The organism is Pseudomonas sp. E315, assembly GCF_055406205.1.
The window spans coordinates 152,238-171,995 of sequence record NZ_JBUZPJ010000002.1; the positions used below are offsets into that span (position 1 = coordinate 152,238).

Here is a 19,758-nt window from a genome sequence, read left to right on the forward strand (position 1 = left end):
ACATCAGGACAACGTAAAACCCTGACACTTGAGCTCATGCTCCAGCAACCACTGTTTGGCGGCCAGACCGCCGCCAAAACCAGTCAACGAGCCATTACTTCCGATCACTCGATGGCACGGAATGATGATCGGAATGGGATTGCGCCCATTCGCCGCGCCCACCGCACGTGAAGCTTTGGGTCGTTGAATTTGTGCACTGATGTGCCCGTAACTGGTGGTCACCGCATAAGGAATAGTCGTCAACGCCTGCCACACCGACTGCTGAAACTCAGTGCCCACTGGCTTGAGCGGTAAATCAAAGGTGTGCCTTTGGCCCGCAAAATAAGCCTCAAGCTGACGCCGCACTTCGGCCAGTTTTTGCGGCGAATGTAACCAACCTTCCAACGGCGTGTGGGGGCGACGGTCCAGTTCGAAACGCACCTCTCGCAGGCCTTCATCGTCCGCCACTAAAAACAACGGGCCGATGGGTGATGGCATTTGATCGTAATACACCTGAGTCATGCAGAGTCCCTCTGTGCCGCAGCCGACTCTGTGGCTGCGCGCCATAAATACATCACGGAATATGCCCGCCACGGGCGCCAACTTTCTGCCATTGTTTGCAGGGCTTTAGGGGTCAATGGGGCAGCACTTGAATTGGCTTGGCGGCGCAAAATCAAGTCCGCTGCCGGGAAGGCATCGGGATGCTTAAGCACACGCATGGCAATGTAATGCGCCGTCCATTCACCAATACCGGGCAGTTGCACCCAGTTGTGAATAAAACGATCCAAAGGCTGCTCAATGCGAAAATCCACACGCCCTTCCATCAAGGCGCGAGCCACTCCTTGTATCGTAGCCACGCGGGCCTTAGTGACACCCAGTTGCCCCAAATCTGCGTCCACCAGCCCTTCCGGGGTTGGGAATAATCGGTCAAGCCCCGAAGTGCCGAGGGCATCTATTGGCGTGCCATAGCGTTGCACAATACGACTGGCCAAGGTGCGCGCAGCCGCCACACTCACTTGCTGCCCCAGCACGGCGCGCACCGCCACCTCAAAACCGTCCCAACCACCGGGCAAACGCAACCCCGGATAACGCGCGACCCAAGGCGCCAGCAGCGGGCTAGCCTGCAAGGTATGACCAATCGCAAGCGGGTCAGCATCCAAATCGAACATGCGTCGAATACGGGTCACTACCGCCAACATGTGACTGGGTTGTACGTTTAAGAGCTCCAGTTTCAGCGCAGGCTGCTCATCGGGCCACGCACTGATCCGCAGCCAGCCAGGCGAACCTACAGAACCAAATACTCGCTCATAGCTGTGCTCATCAACACGCTCAATCCCCGGCAACGCACGGGTTTTCAAAAACGCTAGCAACGCATTGAAATCGTAAGGCGGACGATATGCCAGGCGCAGGATCAAGCCCTTGTTTGCAGGGGTTGTGGCGCTACGCCGGAAGGCTCGGGGCTCGGCATGATTGGCCTGCGCAAAGGCAGCATTGAAGCGGCGCACGCTACCAAACCCAGAAGCCATTGCCACATCGGTAATCGACAGGTGGGTCTCAGTGAGCAATTGCTTGGCAAACAGCAGCCTTTGCGTGGCATGCACAGCAATCGGTGGCGCCCCCAAGTACTGCACAAACAAGCGGCGCAGCTGCCGAGCGCCCACATTTAAGCGCTCAGCCAGCGTATCCAAAGATTGCTCAGCCAAAAAGCCTTCGTTAATCAGCTTCAGTGCCCGCGAGACCAAGTGCTCACCCGGCAACCAAAGATGATTGCCGGGGGCAAGCTCTGGCCGACAACGCAAACAAGGTCGAAAGCCCTGAGCCTGAGCGGCCGCAGCACTGGGGTAATACTGAACATTTTCGGGCTTTGGAGGCCGCGCAGGGCACACCGGACGGCAGTAAATACGGGTACTGAGCACGGCTGTAAAAAACACCCCATCAAAACGCGCATCGCGACTTAACCGAGCGATTTCGCAGACGGCGGTCGAAGGTGTGTTGAGGGTGTCATGTGGGTTCATGGGTCGAACAATAGCACTGTCTATTGAGCGACTCTCGCCATTTTCGGACATCAATGTCAGTTGCTGAGCAGGCCAGATCATAAGGGGCGCGCGGCAAATTTCTGCACAACAAACGTGGTTATTCGTGTTGCCCTGAGTTAGCACATAAAAATGGCTTAATCTCATTTCCCGTCACACAATATCGCCATCAAAAAAGCGTGTATAAAAACAGGCGCCAAGATTTTTGGCTGTGTCGCAACTCTTAACTAAAGGGACGGTGGTAGTTAGGTATGTCAAAAAACAAGGATCTGAGTCATCTGAAAATTGACGGTGTCTTCTGTATCAGCCTCAAAGAGCGAACAGATCGTCGAGAACTGTTGACCCAGGAGTTCCACGGCAGTGGTTTGAACATTGAGTTCATGATTGTGGATCGCGACAGTGAGAACCCCGAACGCGGCTGTTTCGACTCGCATATGAAATGCGCCAGATTAGCGTTGGAGCGCAACTACCGTCGTGTTTTGATTCTGGAGGACGACGCAACACTGGTGACTTTCAATCCAAAACAAGTGCAGCAAATCAACGCGTTTCTGGACGGCCGAGCGCCTGAATTGTTTTATCTGGGAGCTAATTTGGGGAGGGTTTGGCTTACTTGGAACAGAGGTATTGCACGGGTAAGAGCCAAGGCAACTCATGCCTATATTCTGTCCAGTAAGGGCTGCCAAGAGCTGCTCAAACATGCGCCTTATACAGGCACCGCAATTGATAACGTGCTTTGCAAGAATTTCAAGGCTTACATGGCATTCCCAATGTTGAGCCAGCAGCAACCTGAAGAAATAGCGCCAAGTAATGTGTTGGCAGCCAGATCAACAGATGGCACATTTCCTGATGCTGCTTTTTGGCGAGCAAACTGGCGCAAGCAATACACCCAGGCTTTTAAGAACTTAGGAAAGACACTGCTGCTGCGCGATCTTTGACCAGTGCGCCCCGTATAGAAGCCCATCTTGTCGATGGGTCTCTATAGCGTCGCTGGCACCGCCACGGGTGCGAAACCGCCTGTGCTTACTTACACGCCCCACTGGCCAGGCACGTACCATTTTGTGTCCAGGTTAATGTGCTGCCCGAAGCGCTCAACGCCGGGACCAACACGCTGGTCCAACCGCCTGCCGCTTTGGTGCCAGTCATGGTGATCACGCCATCTTGAACCGTCATGCCCGCTTCCAGATTGTCGGTGGCCGCCGCCGCTGCCGGGATGCCGTGGGTTCCCGCATCGCACACGGCCAAATCGTTGCTTTCGCTGTAGCACAAGGCGACGGCCGTTTTGTAGACATTGCTGATTGAGTTCACTTCGGCAAACCGTGCCTTCATGGTGTGATCGTTGTAGGCCGGCAAGGCGAACGAGGCGATCAGGCCGATGATCGCAACCACGATCATCAATTCGATCAGGGTGAAGCCTTTTTGTAGGTTCAATTACAGTCTCCAAAAATGTGGCATGGGCCATCGGCCTAAAGCGTGCGCAGCCCAACGCTGCAAAAAGTGCGCACAGGCTATCAAGGTTCACCACCAGATGCTCCAGAACAACACCGTTTGACACCTTTAGACATGCTCGCGCAGCAAGGTCGACGGCAAGTGCATCTAGGCTTTAAGACTCATATCGAGCCTGAAAGCTCAGTTTTCCAAGGACGCACGCATGGTCACGCCAGCAGCCAAAACCAGCCTTTATCGATGGGAAGGCACAGACCTCAAAGGGGCCCGCGTGTGCGGTGAACTCAGCGCTCACAGCCCCGCATTGATCCGGGCGCACTTGCGCCGACAAGGTATTAGCGCATGTAAAATTCGCCGCCCTCCCCCCGCCACCAGTTCAGGTAAATCCATCAAGGCATCGGACATCACACTGTTTACTCGCCAATTGGCCACACTGGTCAAGGCGGGCATCCCGTTGTTGCAAGCGCTGGAGGTGATTGCCAACGGCTTTGAACAGGCCGCCATGCGCCAACTGGTGACCGACCTCAAGCAAGAGATCAGCGCGGGCTCGACCCTTGCGGCAGCGTTGCGCAAAAAACCTGCGCACTTTGATGGCCTGTATTGCAACCTCGTCGAAGCGGGCGAGCACGCAGGGGCGCTAGACGTTTTGCTGCAACGCATCGCCACCTACAAAGAAAAAACCGAAACCCTGAAAAAGAAAATCAAAAAGGCCATGACCTATCCCGCAGCCGTGATGGTTGTCGCCTTACTGGTGTGCGCAATTTTGCTGATCGAGGTGGTGCCGCAATTCAAAAGCGTCTTCAGTACATTCGACGCGCAACTCCCGACGTTTACCTTGTGGGTCGTCGCCTTGTCCGAAGGGCTACAAAGCCACGGTTTATGGCTACTGCTCGGAGCTGGCATCACGCTGGCGGCGCTGAGCTATCGCTACAAGCGCTCTGCATCCTTGCGTGACCGCATTGATCGCGGGTTACTTAAACTGCCTGTGCTTGGGCATTTGTTGACGTTATCGGCCATCGCCCGTTTTGCGCGCACCTTATCGACCACCCTTGGCGCCGGAGTGCCTTTGCTCGAAGCGCTGGAGTGCGTGGCCGGTGTGGCTGGAAACGGGGTTCATCGAGACGCCGTTTTACGACTCAAACAACAGGTTGCAACAGGCACTCAGATGAATGTGGCCATGATTGCCACGGGCGTGTTTCCGGGCATGGCGATTCAGATGACAGCTATTGGAGAAGAATCCGGCACATTGGAAGACATGCTTAACCACGTTGCCACCTATTATGAGAACGAAGTCGACACCTTGGTCGATAACCTGACAACGTTGATGGAGCCCGCCGTTATGGTGGTACTGGGTGTGATGGTTGGCGGGCTGGTAGTTGCCATGTATTTGCCGATTTTTAAATTGGGCCAAGTGATTTGATGATGATTGATCTTTTTTCCCAGTACCCCTCAGCTTTTATCGCCTGTGCATTGATCATCGGGTTGCTGGTGGGCAGCTTCATCAACGTGTTGGCGTGGCGCCTGCCAAAAATGCTTGAGCGCAGCTGGCAAACCCAAGCCCGCGAGGTGCTCAACTTGCCCCATGCAGCCAAGAGCCCTGTGTATAACGTGATGCTGCCTCACTCCCACTGCCCACACTGCGAGCATCCCTTACGCTTTTGGGAGAACATTCCCCTGCTCAGCTTTGGACTGCTAAGAGGCAAGTGCTCACAGTGCAAAACGGCCATTAGCCCACGTTATCCACTCACTGAGTTGGCCTGCGGCTTACTTTCGGCGTTTATCGCTTGGCACTTTGGTTTTACCGGCCAAGCGGGCTGGATGCTGGTGCTGACGTGGGGGCTGCTCGCTATTTGCCTGATTGATGCCGAGCACCAAATCGTACCCGATGTGCTGGTATTGCCTTTGCTCTGGCTTGGGTTATTGGTGAACAGTTTTGACTTGTTTACCAGCCTTGCGCAGGCAGTCTGGGGCGCAGCGCTGGGCTACATCAGCCTTTGGTTAATATTTTGGATATTTAAACTGGTCACCGGCAAAGACGGCATGGGCTATGGCGATTTCAAATTACTGGCCATGCTCGGCGCGTGGGGCGGCTTGGCCATTTTGCCGATGACGATACTGCTTTCATCGCTGGTCGGGGCACTGGTCGGGGTTGGCCTGCTGATAGCGCGCCGCCGCCAAGCCTCGTCATCAATCCCTTTTGCGCCGTATCTGGCGATTGCCGGCTGGATTGCATTGCTCTGGGGTGGTCAAATGAGCGCCTTCTATTGGCAGCTTGCGGTTTGACATGAACACCCCACCTTCCAAACCCTGGATTCTCGGTCTGACCGGCGGTATTGGCAGTGGCAAAAGTGCTGCTGCCGAGCACTTTGCCAAGTTGGGCATTCACGTCGTGGATGCCGATCATGCCGCCCGCTGGGTCGTCGAACCGGGGCGCCCAGCACTGTCTCAAATTGCCGAGCATTTTGGTGCTGACGTGTTGCAAGCCGATGGGCAGCTCAATCGCAGCGCGTTGCGCAGCTTGATCTTTGCCGATCCCGAGCAACGTCGCTGGCTAGAAGCCTTGCTGCATCCACTGATCCGCGAAGAAATCGCGTCCAATCTGGAGCGGGCACAATCGCCCTACGCCATTTTGGTTTCGCCGCTGCTCATTGAGTCTGGCCAACACGCGACCACTCAGCGAGTGCTGGTAATCGACGCGCCGCAAGCCCTGCAAATTGAGCGCACATTGTTGCGCGATAGCACCAGCGAGCAGCAAGTTCAGGCCATTCTCAAGGTCCAAGCCAGCCGGGAAGAACGCTTGCGCCACGCCGACGACGTGCTGGTCAATGACAAAGACCTGATGGCGCTCAAGACCGAGGTCGAGCGCCTGCATCACTTTTATTTAACTTTGCGAGGAGGCCAATCATGACCAAACCAATGACCGTAGACTGCCCAACCTGTGGGGCACCGGTGGAATGGACCGCCGCCAACGCCTTTCGACCATTTTGCTCTGACCGCTGCAAGCTGATTGACCTTGGGGCTTGGGCGAGCGAGGAGCACAAAATCCCGGTGAGCCCGGACGCAGAAGACGACTTGTTCTCCGAGGATCTGCCAGACCGCCTGCACTAATTACCCAAGCGCTGTGGCAGTGAACATGTTCGCTGCCACAGCGCTTATTTAGGCTCATCGTCCTTCCAGGGTGCGGCTAAATAGCGAGTGCGGTTAAAGGTCTCAAGCCACTCAGGGCAGAACACCACCAGTGCGGTGACTAGCATCCCGTTGATAAAGGCTTCAGGGAAAATAATCAGCCACAAATAGCCAATAAAATCCTCAAGCCACTCCGGCATTACAAATAATCCATCCAGCCACAACACGCCCAACCCCACCAGCAAACACAGCAGGGCCGCCAGAGCCGCTGCGAAAAAACCCGAGCAGAAGATATACACAAAGGGATTGCGCGGCTGGGCCCGTTCGACCATACGTGCGCAGCCTTCAGTCACAGCAATGGGCAGCACAATCAGCACCACACCATTAAGCCCCATCGCGGCCAAGTCTTGGCGCCCTAGCAACACCAGCCCCGTTTGCGCCATCAAAGCGCCAACAATCGCCAGCGGCCAATCAAGTAGCAAGGTCACCACGGTCAAACCGATGAAGTGATACGACACTCCCGTATCAAAGTCGCGCCGCACCAGCCACAGCAAAAACAACGAAAACACTGTTCCAAACAGCAAATGCTGACGACGGGTATCGGCAAATAGCTCAACCCACGGCGCCCGCCAGATCGCCCACAGCACAATGGGCACATAAAGCAGCCAGCCGATAACCAGCGTTTGTGTGGATAACAACTGCGCGGCGATCATGTGCGCGCCCTCAAGCCGATCCTGTTAATGCACACCGCTAAACGCTCCCTGTTTAATCCCGACGTTGATACGCGGCTCAGTCTACACCGCGGACTTTCAGTAATACCTGTTTCAAGGCTAAGCTTCGCGCATGGATGACTCTGATTATTTACGCCTGCTCACCAGTCAGGCCGAACAAGCCAATGCGTTTTTATCCAACGCCCGCAAATGGGAACGCGAGCGCTGGGTCTGCCAGCGCCTGCTGCAAGGCTTGAACATTGCTTATCACACCGAGGACTTCACTCAAGCCAGCCAAGAGCCGCCTGATGTGTTGTTTCGTGATGCGCGCTTTGAAGTGTTCTTTGTGCTCGATGAAGGCCGACGCCTTAACGATGAGTGGCGCGAAGAACTGCAACGCCGACGCAGCGCCTATTCCCTGAGCCAGTTGGTACGCCGAGAAGCCCGCCCCAAACGGATACCGGCCAGCAAGTTACTGCAACGCTTAGGCCCCACTCTGCACAAAAAAGCCAATAACTACCGGGAACGAGACATCGACTTGGGGCAGTTGGACATCATTGCCTTCTCTAGCCTCAAGCGCGAAGTGCTGGATTTAAACAGCCATTTCCCGCCACCGACTGAATACCTGCGCCAAGGCTGGCGCTCGCTGTCATTGGTGGGGCCGACCTTCGCCCGGGTACTGTTTGCTCAGCCCGATGCCCCCGATTTTTTGCGCAGCAATTTGGGGCGCAGCATCATTTTTGATGTAGGCATCAGCTTGTGAGCCCGTTGCAAGCGCTAATCGAGCACGTACCGCAGGCGGGTCGCGTGCGCTGGATAGGGGTGCGACCTGAATCGCGGGCCGACATGATTGAACTTGAGGCCGTAGAGGCTCGCCGCGAGGCCGGGCTGACGGGCGATCATGCGCGCCCCGGCGCACGTAATGCGCGGCAAGTGACGCTGATTCAGTGGGAGCACTTGGCCGTTATCAACTCATTGCTGGGCCGCCCGCAAGATCAGCCCGTTGTGGCGCAGGATTTACGGCGCAATTTAGTGGTGAGCGGCATCAATCTGTTCAGCCTGAAAGGGCGGCGCTTTAAGATTGGCCAGGCCATTTTTGAAACGACCGGCTGGTGCCAGCCTTGCGCCCGACTCGAACAACGTCTGGGCATTGGGACGTTTCAAGCTGTGCGCGGTCATGGCGGGATCACTGCCCGCGTAATAGAAAGCGGGATCATTCGTCTAGACGACGAAGTGCGAGTCGAGCCTTTGGGGCTAAGCGGCTATGCTTCTTTTCATCCCGGTTGAATCCATGCTGTAGCTTTTACACATCCCGCAACGTCTATCTGACGAGGCAACATTTATGTCCAGCCGCCTGAACCCAGACGATCAGCAGCATGTCGAAGAGTACCTGCACCTGCCACAGAACCAAGTTGAGCGGCGCCCTTTCAGGCCTTGGCTGCTCCTTGCTGTGGTGCTGATTGTGGTGATCGGCCTCGGATTTTTGAGCCGTCTTTTGAGTTATCTGGCGCTATGAGCTGCTTTGCGCTCGCCCGGACAACTCATGCACAGAATTTTTTAAGCCTTGTGAGTGATACCTATGACCCATCGTATTGTTATCGTCGGCGGCGGCGCTGGCGGTCTGGAATTGGCGACCCGCCTGGGTAAAACCTTGGGCAAGCGCGGCAAAGCCAGCGTCACGCTGGTGGATGCCAACTTGACCCACATTTGGAAACCCTTGCTCCATGAGGTCGCGGCGGGCTCGCTCAACTCATCAGAAGACGAACTCAACTATGTGGCTCAAGCCAAATGGAATCATTTCGAATTCCAGCTGGGGCGCATGAGTGGATTGGATCGTGAGCTGAAAAAGATCTCATTGTCGGCAACTGTCGACGAAAACGGTCAAGAGCTGGTGCCTGCCCGCGAGTTGAACTACGACACGCTGGTGATCGCAGTCGGCAGCACCACCAATGATTTCGGCACCAAGGGCGCGGCCGAACATTGCCTGTTTCTCGATACCCGAAAACAAGCCGAGAAATTCCACCAACAATTGCTCAATCACTACCTTCGCGCCCATGCCGGGCAGACCGATGTGGTCGAACAAATCAGCGTCGCGATTGTGGGCGCCGGGGCGACAGGGGTGGAGTTGGCCGCCGAACTGCATAACGCGGCCCATGAATTGGCGGCTTATGGGCTGGGTCGTATCAAGCCCGAAAACATGCACATCACCTTGATCGAAGCCGGGCCGCGAGTATTGCCTGCGCTGCCTGAACGTATCAGCGGGCCTGTGCATAAAACCTTGGAGAAGCTTGGGGTTACGGTACTGACTAATTCGTCCGTCAGTGAAGTTACCGCTGACAGCTTGATCACTGTCGACGGTCAGGTGATTCCTGCAAGTTTGAAGGTCTGGGCAGCCGGGATTCGTGCGCCGGGCTTTCTTAAGGAGCTGGCAGGGCTGGAAACCAATCGCATCAACCAACTGGTGGTGCGACCAACTCTGCAAACCACGCGCGATGACAACATTTTCGCCTTTGGTGATTGCGCTGCTTGCCCACAACCGGGCACAGATCGCATGGTGCCGCCACGGGCTCAAGCCGCTCACCAGCAAGCATCGCTGCTGGCCAAGTCGCTGAAACTGCGTCTGGAAGGTAAACCGCAACTGCCGGATTACCACTACCGCGATTACGGCTCACTGATTTCGCTGTCGAGCTTTTCGGCGGTGGGCAACTTAATGGGTAACCTGATGGGCACCGTGATGCTGGAAGGCTGGCTGGCGCGGATGTTCTATATCTCGCTGTACCGCATGCACCAAATGGCACTTTACGGGACGTTCCGTACGTTGATGTTGATGCTCGGCAGCAGGATCGGACGCGGAACTGAGCCGCGCCTGAAGCTGCACTAAACCGGCTTAACGTGTAGTTGCTGCCATCGGTTGCGCTAAGGCCCCAAAGCCCTTCGCTTTCGATTCAAAGACAGGGGCGCCATGTGCCCCATCGCAACCTTTGGCAGCGACTACAACAGAATGGCTCAGCGCCCGCCGTGATTCCCCGCCTGCGCCTCACGCCCTTTAAAGCCGTGAGGCTGGTGCTCGTCGAAAAACTGAATATCACGGGCAAAGTCATCCAGCAGCAACTTGGCCATGTCGATCGACATCCCCTGCTTCACCAAAATCCGTTGCACCACCACCGTCTCCGCATTGGCCGGCAAGCTATAGGCAGGCACGAGCCAACCGCGAATACGCAGGCGATCCGCCAAGTCGTAAAGCGAGTAAGGGGTGTTAGCCCCCGGTTTCAAACGCCATGTCAGCGCTGGAATACCCAACTGTGGGTCACCATTGAACAGCATTTCAAACGGCCCGACCTTAACCAGTTCACGCGCCAAAAACTGCGCTGTTGCGTAGCATGCCGAGTGAATACGCTCATACCCCTCACGGCCTAATCGCAAAAAATTGTAGTACTGAGCAATGATCTGGCCAGCAGGACGAGAGAAGTTCAGGTCGAAGGTCGGCATGTCTCCACCCAAGTAGTTGACGTGAAAGATCAGCCCCTCAGGCAAATCTTTAGCATCACGCCAAACCACCCAGCCCGCCCCCAACGGCGCCAGCCCGAATTTATGGCCAGAGGTGCTGATGGACTTGACCCGCGACAAGCGGAAGTCCCACAGGATGTCGGGCGCACAGAACGGAGCCAGCATCGCGCCGCTTGCGCCGTCAACGTGCAGATCAACACTCAAACCTGTGCGCGTTTGCAAATCATCCAGCGCGTCAGACAGCGGTTTAACCGTTTCATACAGCCCGGTAAACGTCTGACCAAAGGTTGGCACCACGACGATGGTGTTTTCGTCGACCCGGGCAAGCATGTCTTCAGGAGTCATGAACCAATGCCCATCTGACATCGGCACTTCACGGATTTCAATGTCCCAATAGCGGGCAAATTTATGCCAGCAGATTTGCACTGGCCCACACACTAAATTGGGAGTTGCCGTTGGTTTGCCTGCGGCTTTACGCACTGCACGCCAGCGCCACAGGGCCGCCAAACCACTGAGCATGCAAGCTTCGCTGGAACCCACTGTCGAGGTGCCGATGGTGTTGGCCGCTGATGGCGAATGCCACAAGTCCGCCAACATATGAATACAGCGGCTCTCAAGCTCGGCTGACTGCGGGTACTCGTCCTTGTCGATCATGTTCTTGTCGATAGACAGGTCCATGAGCTTGTGGACTTCGTCCTCTTCCCACGTCTGACAGAAGGTCGCAAGGTTCTGGCGGGCGTTGCCATCAAGGTACAACTCGTCGTGTACCAGTTGGTAAACCTCACGTGGCGACTGTTCTGGCGCCGGAAATCGCTTGGTCGCAGCTGCGTGGGCCAAAACTGAAGATCCAAAAACTGGATCAATGTCCGAATGACGCTTGATGCGGTGAAGTGCCATTTCAACTCTCCTTGAGTCATGGGCAGGAACTGGGCCGACTTCCTCCAACTGGCTCAGCATCGACCCAGCCAGCATAGCCAAGCATTTGGAGTCTGCCGTCCGTTTTCCGGGCAAAGTCGAAATTGTGACCTATAGTCTCGGCTCACCTGAGCACGCACGGAGCGAGCGCAATGAAGCAAAAACCCACCACCGCCGACGATCTTGTCAGGCAGGTTTTGAACGAAGCCCACCAACGTTTTGCTGGCAATCACCACGGTAAAAATGCCAGTTACATACCGTATCTGGCCTCAGTGCCTACCCATTTGTTCGGCATCAGCATCATGTTCTGCGATGGCACCCACGCCAACATCGGGCACAGCGATTACGCCTTCGCAATCGAGTCCATTTCCAAGGTGTTTACCCTGGCTCAAGCAATGGAGGAAGTAGGCCCACAGACGCTGCGAAGCAAAATTGGTTGCGACCCAACCGGCGAGCCATTCAATTCGGTCGTGGCCCTTGAGCTGCATAAAGGTCGCCCCCTCAACCCCTTCGTCAACGCCGGCGCGATGGCCACGGTGAGCCTGCTCGAAGCCCAAACAGCACAAGCACGCTGGGACAAGATCCAGGCCACGTATAACGCATTTGCCGGACGCGAACTCAGGGTTAACGACGAGGTGTATCAGTCCGAAGCCAACAGCAATCAGCACAATCGCGGCATTGCATGGTTACTCAAAAGTTACGGCTATATGTACGCCGACCCCATAGAGGTGTGCGACGTATACACCCGCCAATGCTCTGTGGAAATCACCTGTAATGACTTGGCAAATATGGGCGTGACGCTCGCCAATGGCGGCGTGCATCCGCTCACAGGCAAGCGCGTGGTGGCGGCCAAAAACGTGCCTCCCATCCTCGCCGAAATGACCATGAACGGACTTTACGACACCACAGGAGACTGGCTGTACAAAGTTGGCTTACCCGGTAAAAGCGGAGTCGGTGGCGGGATATTGGCTGTGGTTCCGGGCTTGTGCGCCATCGCAACCTTCGCCCCGCCCTTGGATGCCGCGGGCAACAGTGTGCGTGGCCAATTGGCTGCCGAACACATCAGTCGCACGCTCAATCTGAGCCTGCTGCACTAACACCCAAATGACACGATAAACAGGGAGGCTCACGTGGCTACTAACGCAAAAACTTATATTTCGTGGCTCACCATTTGTTTCATGATGGTTGCCGCCGTCGCCAGTATCCGCTCGCTGCCCAGCATGGCGGTGTACGGTCTGGGCTCAGTGTTTCTGTACATCATCCCGGCGCTGCTGTTTTTTATCCCCGTCTCACTGGTGGCCTCTGAACTGGGCACTGGCTGGAACGGAGGTATTTATGGCTGGGTACGCCAAGCGTATGGCGACCGGTCCGGTTTTTTCATCATGTGGTTCATGTGGGTTCAGGTGGTGGTCTGGTATCCAATCGTGCTCGGCTTTGGCGCGAGCACAATGGCCTATCTCATCAACCCTGAACTGGCCAAAAGTGGCGTGTTCACTGCCGCTGTGATCATCGTGCTGTATTGGTTGTCGACGTTCATCACACTCAATGGCATGACCACGCTGTCCAAACTGACGTCTTGGTTCATGTTGCTGGGCACGGCGCTGCCAGCGGCGTTGCTGGTGATTTTGGGCGTCGCATGGCTGGTGTTGGGGCATAAATCGGCCACCCCGCTGACATGGGATGCCCTGATACCGACCATTTTTGATACCCACCAGACGGTAAAAAGCGGCGCGCACAATTTACACGGCGATTTGTGGCGTGAATTCACCGGCTCGATTTCCGGGTTGGTGTTGATTGTGGGTAACTTTTTGGCCTTCGCGGGTATCGAGATGAACGCCATTCACGCTCGCGAACTGCGCAACCCGCAAAAAGAGATGCCGCGGGCGATTCTGTTGGCCTTTGTGTTCATCATGCTGGTGTTTATTCCACCGACAGTGGCTATTTCTCTCGTCGTCCCTGCCGACTCCACCAGCCTGACGGCTGGGGTTATTCAGGCCTATGCCGCGTTCTTTGAAGGCTTTGGCATGCCGTGGGCGACTAAAATCATGGCTGTTTTGTTGATTATTGGCGCGCTGGGCGGGGTTCTGGCCTGGACGGGCGGGCCTTCGACCGGGCTGTTGTTTGTCGGTAAAGCAGGAATGCTGCCGCCGACCTTGCAGAAAGTGAACGCCAAAGGTGTGCAAAAAAATATCCTGTACTTACAGGCCGTGATCGTGACCTTACTGTCGACTATCTACATTTTTATCGACAACGTGTCCGATGCGTTTTGGATGATCAGTGCGATGGCAGCACTGATGTACCTGATTATTTATGTGTTTATGTTTTTGGCGGCCATGAAGCTGCGAAAAACGCAGCCAACGGTTAAACGCGGCTTTGTGCTCAAAGGTCTGCATGGCTGGTGTTGCTTAGGGCTGTTTTCGACCTGTGTCGCACTGATTTTTGGCTTTATACCGCCTAATAATTTCAGCAGCATGCCGTTTTTTGAATATGCGGGGATTTTGCTGGCAGGGCTGGTGATTGCGGGGCTGCCGCCTTTTATCTTCTATGCGGTACGCAAACCGTCATGGCAGATGGTGCCAAAGGCTGAAGCAGACCAATATTCGGCAGCACTACAAGACCTGCAAGACGCCGATAACAAGGCGAAAAGCTGACTGTGTCGCTGTCGCGGCTACGCCCGCTTGCAAAGCGCAAGCCTAGGCTGAGGCGCAGCCTGCGGCAGCTACTACGCGTATTGAGCGATCTGATCGATAATTGGCATTTTCTTCAGGCATAAAAAAAGCGTCCCGAAGGACGCTTTTTTTAATGGCCTCTGATGCGATTGGCATCAGTGCCTTATTTTCTACACCCATTACTGCTGGGCAGAAAATGGTCGGGGTAAGGGGATTCGAACTCCTGACATCCTGCTCCCAAAGCAGGCGCGCTACCGGACTGCGCTATACCCCGGTAAAAAAAAGGCACCTTCAAGAGGCGCCTTCTGCGATCAGTGCTTTTGGCCTCTGATCTTAAGATCTAACCCCAGTGAACTGGAGCCAAAAATGGTGGGTCGTGTGGGATTCGAACCTACGACCAATTGGTTAAAAGCCAACTGCTCTACCAACTGAGCTAACGACCCAAAAATGGTCGGGGTAAGGGGATTCGAACTCCTGACATCCTGCTCCCAAAGCAGGCGCGCTACCGGACTGCGCTATACCCCGGCTTGAAAATGGCTCCACGACCTGGACTCGAACCAGGGACCCAATGATTAACAGTCATTTGCTCTACCAACTGAGCTATCGCGGAACTACATACTTCAATTTACAACGGTGCTTCTGTACAACTTTGCTCGTTCTCTTTGGCTCTCTCGCATCGCTGCGTTAGTGCCTCTGAGGCGCGCTATTCTACAACCCTTTAAATCTTTGTCAACCCTTATTTTTCGTTAGAAGACAATGATTTAGCTCTTCTAGCGGGCTTCTTGGTTTGGGCCAAGTTGCCGTTGCGGGTGACTTACTGCGGGGCGCACTTTACTAGCGTTTTCCTTATAGATCAACACCCTAAATGAAAAAAAGGCCTCGCAATGCGAGGCCTTTCTTAAAACACTGGCGTTGAGCCTTATGCGAAGACGATTTCGTCGTCTTTCACGCTGGCGACAACTGTAGTGCCCGGCAAGAACTGACCCGAAAGAATCAGCTGCGCCAGAGGGTTCTCGATCCAGCGCTGGATCGCACGTTTGAGTGGCCGTGCGCCATAAACCGGGTCGTAACCTACAGCAATCAACTTATCCAGAGCCTCTTGGTTCAGCTCAAGGCTCAGGTCACGCTCAGCCAGACGGCTGCGCAAGCGGCCCAACTGGATATCAGCAATACCGGCGATCTGATCACGAGCCAGAGGCTCAAAGATCACCACTTCGTCGATCCGGTTCACAAACTCCGGACGGAAGTGCGTACTGACTGCATCCATTACCGCAGCCCGTTGCGCTTCGCGATCCCCTACCAATTCCTGGATTTGTGCTGAGCCCAGGTTGGAGGTCATCACGATTACCGTATTGCGGAAGTCCACAGTACGACCGTGGCTATCGGTTAGACGGCCGTCTTCAAGCACTTGCAGCAACACGTTGAACACATCCGGGTGCGCCTTCTCAACTTCATCCAGCAGGATCACCGAGTAAGGCTTACGCCGCACAGCTTCGGTCAGGTAACCGCCTTCTTCGTAGCCGACGTACCCTGGTGGCGCACCAATCAGTCGAGCCACGGAATGTTTCTCCATGAACTCGGACATGTCGATCCGCACCATTGCCTCTTCAGTATCAAAGAGGAACTCGGCCAGCGCCTTGCACAACTCGGTTTTACCCACACCGGTTGGGCCCAGGAACATGAACGAGCCGCTTGGGCGGTTCGGGTCACTCAACCCGGCACGCGAACGACGAACCGCGTTGGAGACCGCTATAACTGCTTCGTTCTGACCAATTACGCGCTCATGCAGCAAGCTTTCCATCTTCATCAGCTTGTCGCGCTCGCCTTCGAGCATTTTGGATACCGGAATACCGGTCCACTTCGACACGACCTCAGCAATTTCCTCTTCGGTGACCTTGCTGCGCAGCAACTGGTTCTCAGACTTGTTGCTGTGCTCGTCAACCATTTGCAGGCTGCGCTCCAGATCGGGAATGATCCCGTACTGCAACTCGGCCATGCGGTTGAGGTTACCGCTACGGCGTGCCACTTCCAGCTCTTGGCGCGCTTGCTCGATTTTTTGCTGGATCTGGGCAGAACCCTGCACTTCGGCTTTTTCCGAGGTCCAGATTTCTTCCAGGTCGGAATACTCACGCTCATGGCGTTCGATTTCTTCCTGCAATTTCTCGAGACGTTTTTTCGCAGCCTCATCTTCTTCTTTCTTCAGCGCCTGAGCTTCAACCTTGAGTTGAATCAAACGACGCTCCAGACGGTCGAGCACTTCCGGCTTGGAGTCGATCTCCATGCGGATACGGCTGGCCGCTTCGTCGATCAGGTCGATAGCCTTGTCAGGCAACTGACGATCGGTGATGTAGCGATGGCTCAGCTTGGCCGCCGCAATAATCGCGCCGTCAGTAATCGCTACCTTGTGGTGAACCTCATAACGCTCTTTGAGGCCCCGCAAAATGGCGATGGTGTCTTCTTCGCTCGGTTCGTCGACCAATACTTTCTGGAAACGACGCTCAAGCGCTGCGTCCTTCTCTATATATTGGCGATACTCATTGAGCGTGGTCGCACCCACGCAGTGCAACTCGCCGCGAGCCAATGCAGGCTTGAGCATGTTGCCCGCGTCCATTGCGCCCTCGCCTTTACCGGCGCCCACCATGACATGCAGCTCGTCGATAAACAGGATGATTTGACCTTCCTGTTTCGACAGCTCATTGAGCAACGCTTTGAGACGCTCCTCGAACTCACCACGGAACTTGGCCCCGGCAATCAACGCACCGATGTCCAGCGACAGCAAACGCTTGCCTTTCAGGCCATCAGGCACTTCGCCATTGATGATCCGCTGAGCCAAACCTTCTGCAATTGCGGTTTTACCGACGCCAGGCTCACCGATCAGCACCGGGTTGTTTTTGGTACGACGCTGTAACACTTGAATGGTGCGACGGATTTCATCGTCACGACCAATCACAGGGTCAAGTTTGCCCTCTTCGGCGCGCTTGGTCAGGTCGATGGTGTACTTGTCCAGCGCCTGACGCGACTCTTCAACATTCGGGTCATTGACCGCTTCGCCGCCACGCAAATTGTTGATGGCGTTTTCCAGGGCTTTTTTCGATACGCCCTGCCCCAGCAACAATTTACCCAGCTTGCTGTTGTCGTCCATCGCAGCCAGCAATACCACTTCGCTGGTGATGTACTGATCACCTTTTTGCTGTGCCAAGCGATCGGCTTGGTTAAGCAGGCGTGCCAAATCCTGCGACATATTGACGTCGCCGGTTGGATTCTGAATTTTTGGCAGCTGATCCAGCTCTTTAGTCAGCTCTTTACGCAGGCTGTTTACATCGAAACCGACTTGCATCAGCAAGGGCTTGATCGAGCCGCCCTGCTGTTCCAGCAATGCCTGCATCAAGTGCGCGGGCTCAATGGCCGGATGATCAAGGCCGACCGCCAATGACTGAGCATCGGACAACGCCAATTGCAACTTGCTGGTTAATCTATCTATACGCATTCGTCACCTTCCTTATGAGCAGGCCGGAGGGATGGAAACTCCTGAATGAAGAAACCTGCCAGATACCTTAGTAGATGCGGGCGAATACGGGAGTTTCAAGCGTAGAGCGAATGACGCAAATCAACTAGACGGTCTTTTCGATCCAAACCAGTGATGCGAAACGGCCAGTACGAGGACTGCGCCGGTAGGAATAAAATCGAGGGTCGGTCATCGTGCAAAAACCGCCGCCATACACCGCGGTTATTCCACAACGCGCCAAACGCATACGAGCCAGCTCATAAATGTCGGCCATATAACGACCTGCATTGACGCTGGGTACAAAAGCAGCAACCGCTTGAGGCATGTCGCCTATAAAGACGTCCCGAACCTCGCCCCCAACCTCAAACACTTTGGGGCCAATGGCTGGCCCCAGCCAAACCAGAATGTCTTGTGGCTCAACATTGAGGCTTTGGGCGGCAGCTTCAAGTACCCCTGCCGCCAACCCGCGCCAGCCGGCATGCGCCGCCGCAACACGGGTTCCAGCACGGTCACAAAACAGCGCTGGCAGGCAGTCAGCCGTCATCACCGTACAGGCGATACCCGGCGTGGCGGTCCAGCTGGCATCCGCTTCGATGATCTGTTCGGGGTTCGCAGGTGCGACCACAACCCCGTGAACCTGGCTAAGCCAAGCGGGCTGTACGTCATAAATATGGGTAAGGCGTTGGCGGTTATGCGCGACGGCGGCAGGGTCGTCGTCTACATGGTCGCCCAGATTGAAGCTATCGAACGGCGCCAAGCTGACGCCGCCCGCACGGGTAGTAACGCAGGCCCTGATGCCTGCCGGCGCTGGCCAGTCAGGAATCAGGAACGTATTCACCCGATGAATGCCTCACGGTCTTGCTTGAGTAACGTCAACAACCAGACAAAATCGTCTGGCAGTGGCGATTCCCAGCTCATGCGCACACCGGTCGTCGGATGATCCAACTCAAGGAAGCGCGCGTGCAGAGCCTGACGCGGGAAGTTTTTAAGTGATTCGATCATTGTCACGTTAGCTGCCGGCGGGATACGGAAGCGACCGCCGTAGGCAGGGTCTCCGACCAACGGGAAGTTAATGTGCGACATATGCACACGAATCTGGTGCGTACGACCGGTTTCGAGCTTGACCCGCACATGGGTATGGGAACGGAAACGCTCAAGCACACGGTAATGACTCACCGCCTGCTTACCGCCTTCCATTACCGCCATGCGCTGGCGCTGCTGGCCGTGACGGCCGATGGGCGCGTCGATCTTGCCCCCGGCGGTAACGACACCGATAACAATGCACTCATAAATTCGGCTGACACTGCGGCTCTGCAGTTGAGTAACCAACTGCGTCTGCGCCTGAATGGTCTTGGCGACCACCATCAGACCTGTGGTGTCTTTGTCCAGACGATGCACAATCCCCGCACGCGGCACATTAATAATGTCCGGTACGTGATGCAGCAACGCATTGAGCAAAGTGCCATCAGCATGCCCCGCAGCCGGGTGAACCACCAAACCCGCGGGTTTGTTGATTACCAGGATCTCATCGTCTTCGTAAACGATGTCCAGGGGGATGTCTTGGGCGACCCACTCACCCTGGGCTTCCTGCTCGGCAGTCAACTCCAGGATGGCGCCACCATGCACGATGTCGCGGGGACGTATAACGTCTCCGTCCACAGTGAGGCGGCCGTCTTTGATCCAGGCGGAAAGGCGCGAGCGCGAGTGCTCAGCGAATAATTGTGCGGCGACTTGGTCGAGGCGTTGGCCGCCCAATTCGGACGGCACCTCTGCGCGGAGTAGTATTTTCTCGGACATGCTCATCAGGACGGCGCCAAGCCTTTGGTTTCGGCTGCGCGCTTGTGGTTAAATACGGCGTCTTTTGCCCCGAG

The 19,758-nt window shown here is 55.6% G+C and carries 19 protein-coding genes and 4 tRNA genes; 11 read left to right on the top strand and 12 right to left on the bottom strand.

Annotation, left to right across the window (positions count from 1 at the left end):
• Positions 1-3: 3 nt before the first annotated feature.
• Both ACZRJQ_RS04000 and ACZRJQ_RS04005 read right to left on the bottom strand, forming a co-directional pair.
• Positions 4-501, bottom strand: a complete 498-nt coding sequence (locus tag ACZRJQ_RS04000; RefSeq protein ID WP_463977124.1) for a methylated-DNA--[protein]-cysteine S-methyltransferase — start codon at positions 499-501, stop codon at positions 4-6.
• On the bottom strand, positions 498-1,994 hold the full coding sequence (locus tag ACZRJQ_RS04005) for an AlkA N-terminal domain-containing protein (protein ID WP_463977125.1): 1,497 nt from the start codon (positions 1,992-1,994) through the stop codon (positions 498-500). Before ACZRJQ_RS04005 ends, ACZRJQ_RS04000 begins: the two co-directional genes overlap by 4 nt.
• Before the next feature lie 269 nt (positions 1,995-2,263).
• Here ACZRJQ_RS04005 and ACZRJQ_RS04010 point away from each other — a divergent pair, with 269 nt between their 5' ends.
• A complete protein-coding gene (locus ACZRJQ_RS04010; RefSeq protein WP_463977126.1) occupies positions 2,264-2,947 on the top strand; it encodes a glycosyltransferase family 25 protein in 684 nt (227 codons plus the stop codon).
• A gap of 85 nt (positions 2,948-3,032) precedes the next feature.
• Here ACZRJQ_RS04010 and ACZRJQ_RS04015 read toward each other — a convergent pair whose 3' ends face one another.
• Positions 3,033-3,440 carry a pilin gene (locus tag ACZRJQ_RS04015; RefSeq protein WP_463977127.1) on the bottom strand — a complete coding sequence of 136 codons (408 nt, stop codon included), beginning with the start codon at positions 3,438-3,440 and terminating at the stop codon, positions 3,033-3,035.
• A 220-nt stretch (positions 3,441-3,660) separates the two neighbouring features.
• Between ACZRJQ_RS04015 and ACZRJQ_RS04020 the strand changes: the two genes are divergently transcribed.
• From ACZRJQ_RS04020 to yacG, 4 genes are read left to right on the top strand one after another with little or no spacing between them, the layout of a single operon-like run.
• Positions 3,661-4,875 (top strand): type II secretion system F family protein, encoded by a 1,215-nt coding sequence (locus ACZRJQ_RS04020; protein WP_463977128.1) that lies wholly within the window; start codon positions 3,661-3,663, stop codon positions 4,873-4,875.
• A gap of 2 nt (positions 4,876-4,877) precedes the next feature.
• Positions 4,878-5,738 carry a prepilin peptidase gene (locus tag ACZRJQ_RS04025; protein WP_463977348.1) on the top strand — a complete coding sequence of 287 codons (861 nt, stop codon included), beginning with the start codon at positions 4,878-4,880 and terminating at the stop codon, positions 5,736-5,738.
• A gap of 1 nt (position 5,739) precedes the next feature.
• On the top strand, positions 5,740-6,363 hold the full coding sequence (coaE, locus tag ACZRJQ_RS04030) for a dephospho-CoA kinase (RefSeq protein WP_463977129.1): 624 nt from the start codon (positions 5,740-5,742) through the stop codon (positions 6,361-6,363).
• Positions 6,360-6,563 carry a DNA gyrase inhibitor YacG gene (gene yacG / locus ACZRJQ_RS04035; protein ID WP_463977130.1) on the top strand — a complete coding sequence of 68 codons (204 nt, stop codon included), beginning with the start codon at positions 6,360-6,362 and terminating at the stop codon, positions 6,561-6,563. Before coaE ends, yacG begins: the two co-directional genes overlap by 4 nt.
• A 44-nt stretch (positions 6,564-6,607) precedes the next feature.
• Here the strand turns inward: yacG and ACZRJQ_RS04040 are convergent, their stop codons facing one another.
• Positions 6,608-7,294 carry an energy-coupling factor ABC transporter permease gene (locus tag ACZRJQ_RS04040; protein ID WP_463977131.1) on the bottom strand — a complete coding sequence of 229 codons (687 nt, stop codon included), beginning with the start codon at positions 7,292-7,294 and terminating at the stop codon, positions 6,608-6,610.
• Between the two features lie 130 nt (positions 7,295-7,424).
• Here ACZRJQ_RS04040 and ACZRJQ_RS04045 point away from each other — a divergent pair, with 130 nt between their 5' ends.
• The 4 genes from ACZRJQ_RS04045 (at position 7,425) to ACZRJQ_RS04060 (ending at position 10,172) form a co-directional block, all read left to right on the top strand.
• Positions 7,425-8,054 (top strand): DUF1780 domain-containing protein, encoded by a 630-nt coding sequence (locus ACZRJQ_RS04045; protein WP_463977132.1) that lies wholly within the window; start codon positions 7,425-7,427, stop codon positions 8,052-8,054.
• Positions 8,051-8,578, top strand: coding sequence for an MOSC domain-containing protein (locus ACZRJQ_RS04050; protein WP_463977133.1), 528 nt, complete (start codon positions 8,051-8,053; stop codon positions 8,576-8,578). The genes ACZRJQ_RS04045 and ACZRJQ_RS04050 overlap by 4 nt, the downstream gene beginning before the upstream one ends.
• A 55-nt stretch (positions 8,579-8,633) precedes the next feature.
• A complete protein-coding gene (locus ACZRJQ_RS04055) occupies positions 8,634-8,807 on the top strand; it encodes a DUF3094 family protein (RefSeq protein ID WP_463977134.1) in 174 nt (57 codons plus the stop codon).
• Between the two features lie 63 nt (positions 8,808-8,870).
• On the top strand, positions 8,871-10,172 hold the full coding sequence (locus ACZRJQ_RS04060; RefSeq protein WP_463977135.1) for an NAD(P)/FAD-dependent oxidoreductase: 1,302 nt from the start codon (positions 8,871-8,873) through the stop codon (positions 10,170-10,172).
• A 125-nt stretch (positions 10,173-10,297) separates the two neighbouring features.
• Here ACZRJQ_RS04060 and ACZRJQ_RS04065 read toward each other — a convergent pair whose 3' ends face one another.
• Positions 10,298-11,695, bottom strand: a complete 1,398-nt coding sequence (locus tag ACZRJQ_RS04065) for a glutamate decarboxylase (protein ID WP_463977136.1) — start codon at positions 11,693-11,695, stop codon at positions 10,298-10,300.
• 170 nt (positions 11,696-11,865) lie between these two features.
• Here ACZRJQ_RS04065 and glsA point away from each other — a divergent pair, with 170 nt between their 5' ends.
• Positions 11,866-12,810: a glutaminase A gene (gene glsA, locus ACZRJQ_RS04070; protein WP_463977137.1), complete on the top strand. Its 945-nt coding sequence runs from the start codon at positions 11,866-11,868 to the stop codon at positions 12,808-12,810.
• 33 nt (positions 12,811-12,843) lie between these two features.
• Complete coding sequence (locus tag ACZRJQ_RS04075; protein ID WP_463977138.1) at positions 12,844-14,364, top strand: amino acid permease; 1,521 nt, start codon at positions 12,844-12,846, stop codon at positions 14,362-14,364.
• Between the two features lie 215 nt (positions 14,365-14,579).
• On the opposite strand, the gene ACZRJQ_RS04080 is transcribed toward ACZRJQ_RS04075, so the two are convergent.
• From ACZRJQ_RS04080 to rluD, 7 genes are all read right to left on the bottom strand, one after another.
• A tRNA-Pro gene (locus ACZRJQ_RS04080) sits at positions 14,580-14,656 on the bottom strand.
• 93 nt (positions 14,657-14,749) lie between these two features.
• Positions 14,750-14,825, bottom strand: a tRNA-Lys gene (locus ACZRJQ_RS04085).
• A 5-nt stretch (positions 14,826-14,830) separates the two neighbouring features.
• A tRNA-Pro gene (locus tag ACZRJQ_RS04090) sits at positions 14,831-14,907 on the bottom strand.
• Between the two features lie 9 nt (positions 14,908-14,916).
• A tRNA-Asn gene (locus ACZRJQ_RS04095) sits at positions 14,917-14,992 on the bottom strand.
• 309 nt (positions 14,993-15,301) lie between these two features.
• Positions 15,302-17,869, bottom strand: coding sequence for an ATP-dependent chaperone ClpB (clpB, locus tag ACZRJQ_RS04100; protein ID WP_463977139.1), 2,568 nt, complete (start codon positions 17,867-17,869; stop codon positions 15,302-15,304).
• Positions 17,870-17,993: 124 nt separating this feature from the next.
• Positions 17,994-18,725, bottom strand: a complete 732-nt coding sequence (gene pgeF / locus ACZRJQ_RS04105; RefSeq protein WP_463977140.1) for a peptidoglycan editing factor PgeF — start codon at positions 18,723-18,725, stop codon at positions 17,994-17,996.
• Positions 18,722-19,684: a 23S rRNA pseudouridine(1911/1915/1917) synthase RluD gene (gene rluD / locus ACZRJQ_RS04110; protein WP_463977349.1), complete on the bottom strand. Its 963-nt coding sequence runs from the start codon at positions 19,682-19,684 to the stop codon at positions 18,722-18,724. The genes pgeF and rluD overlap by 4 nt, the downstream gene beginning before the upstream one ends.
• Between the last annotated feature and the right edge of the window lie 74 nt (positions 19,685-19,758).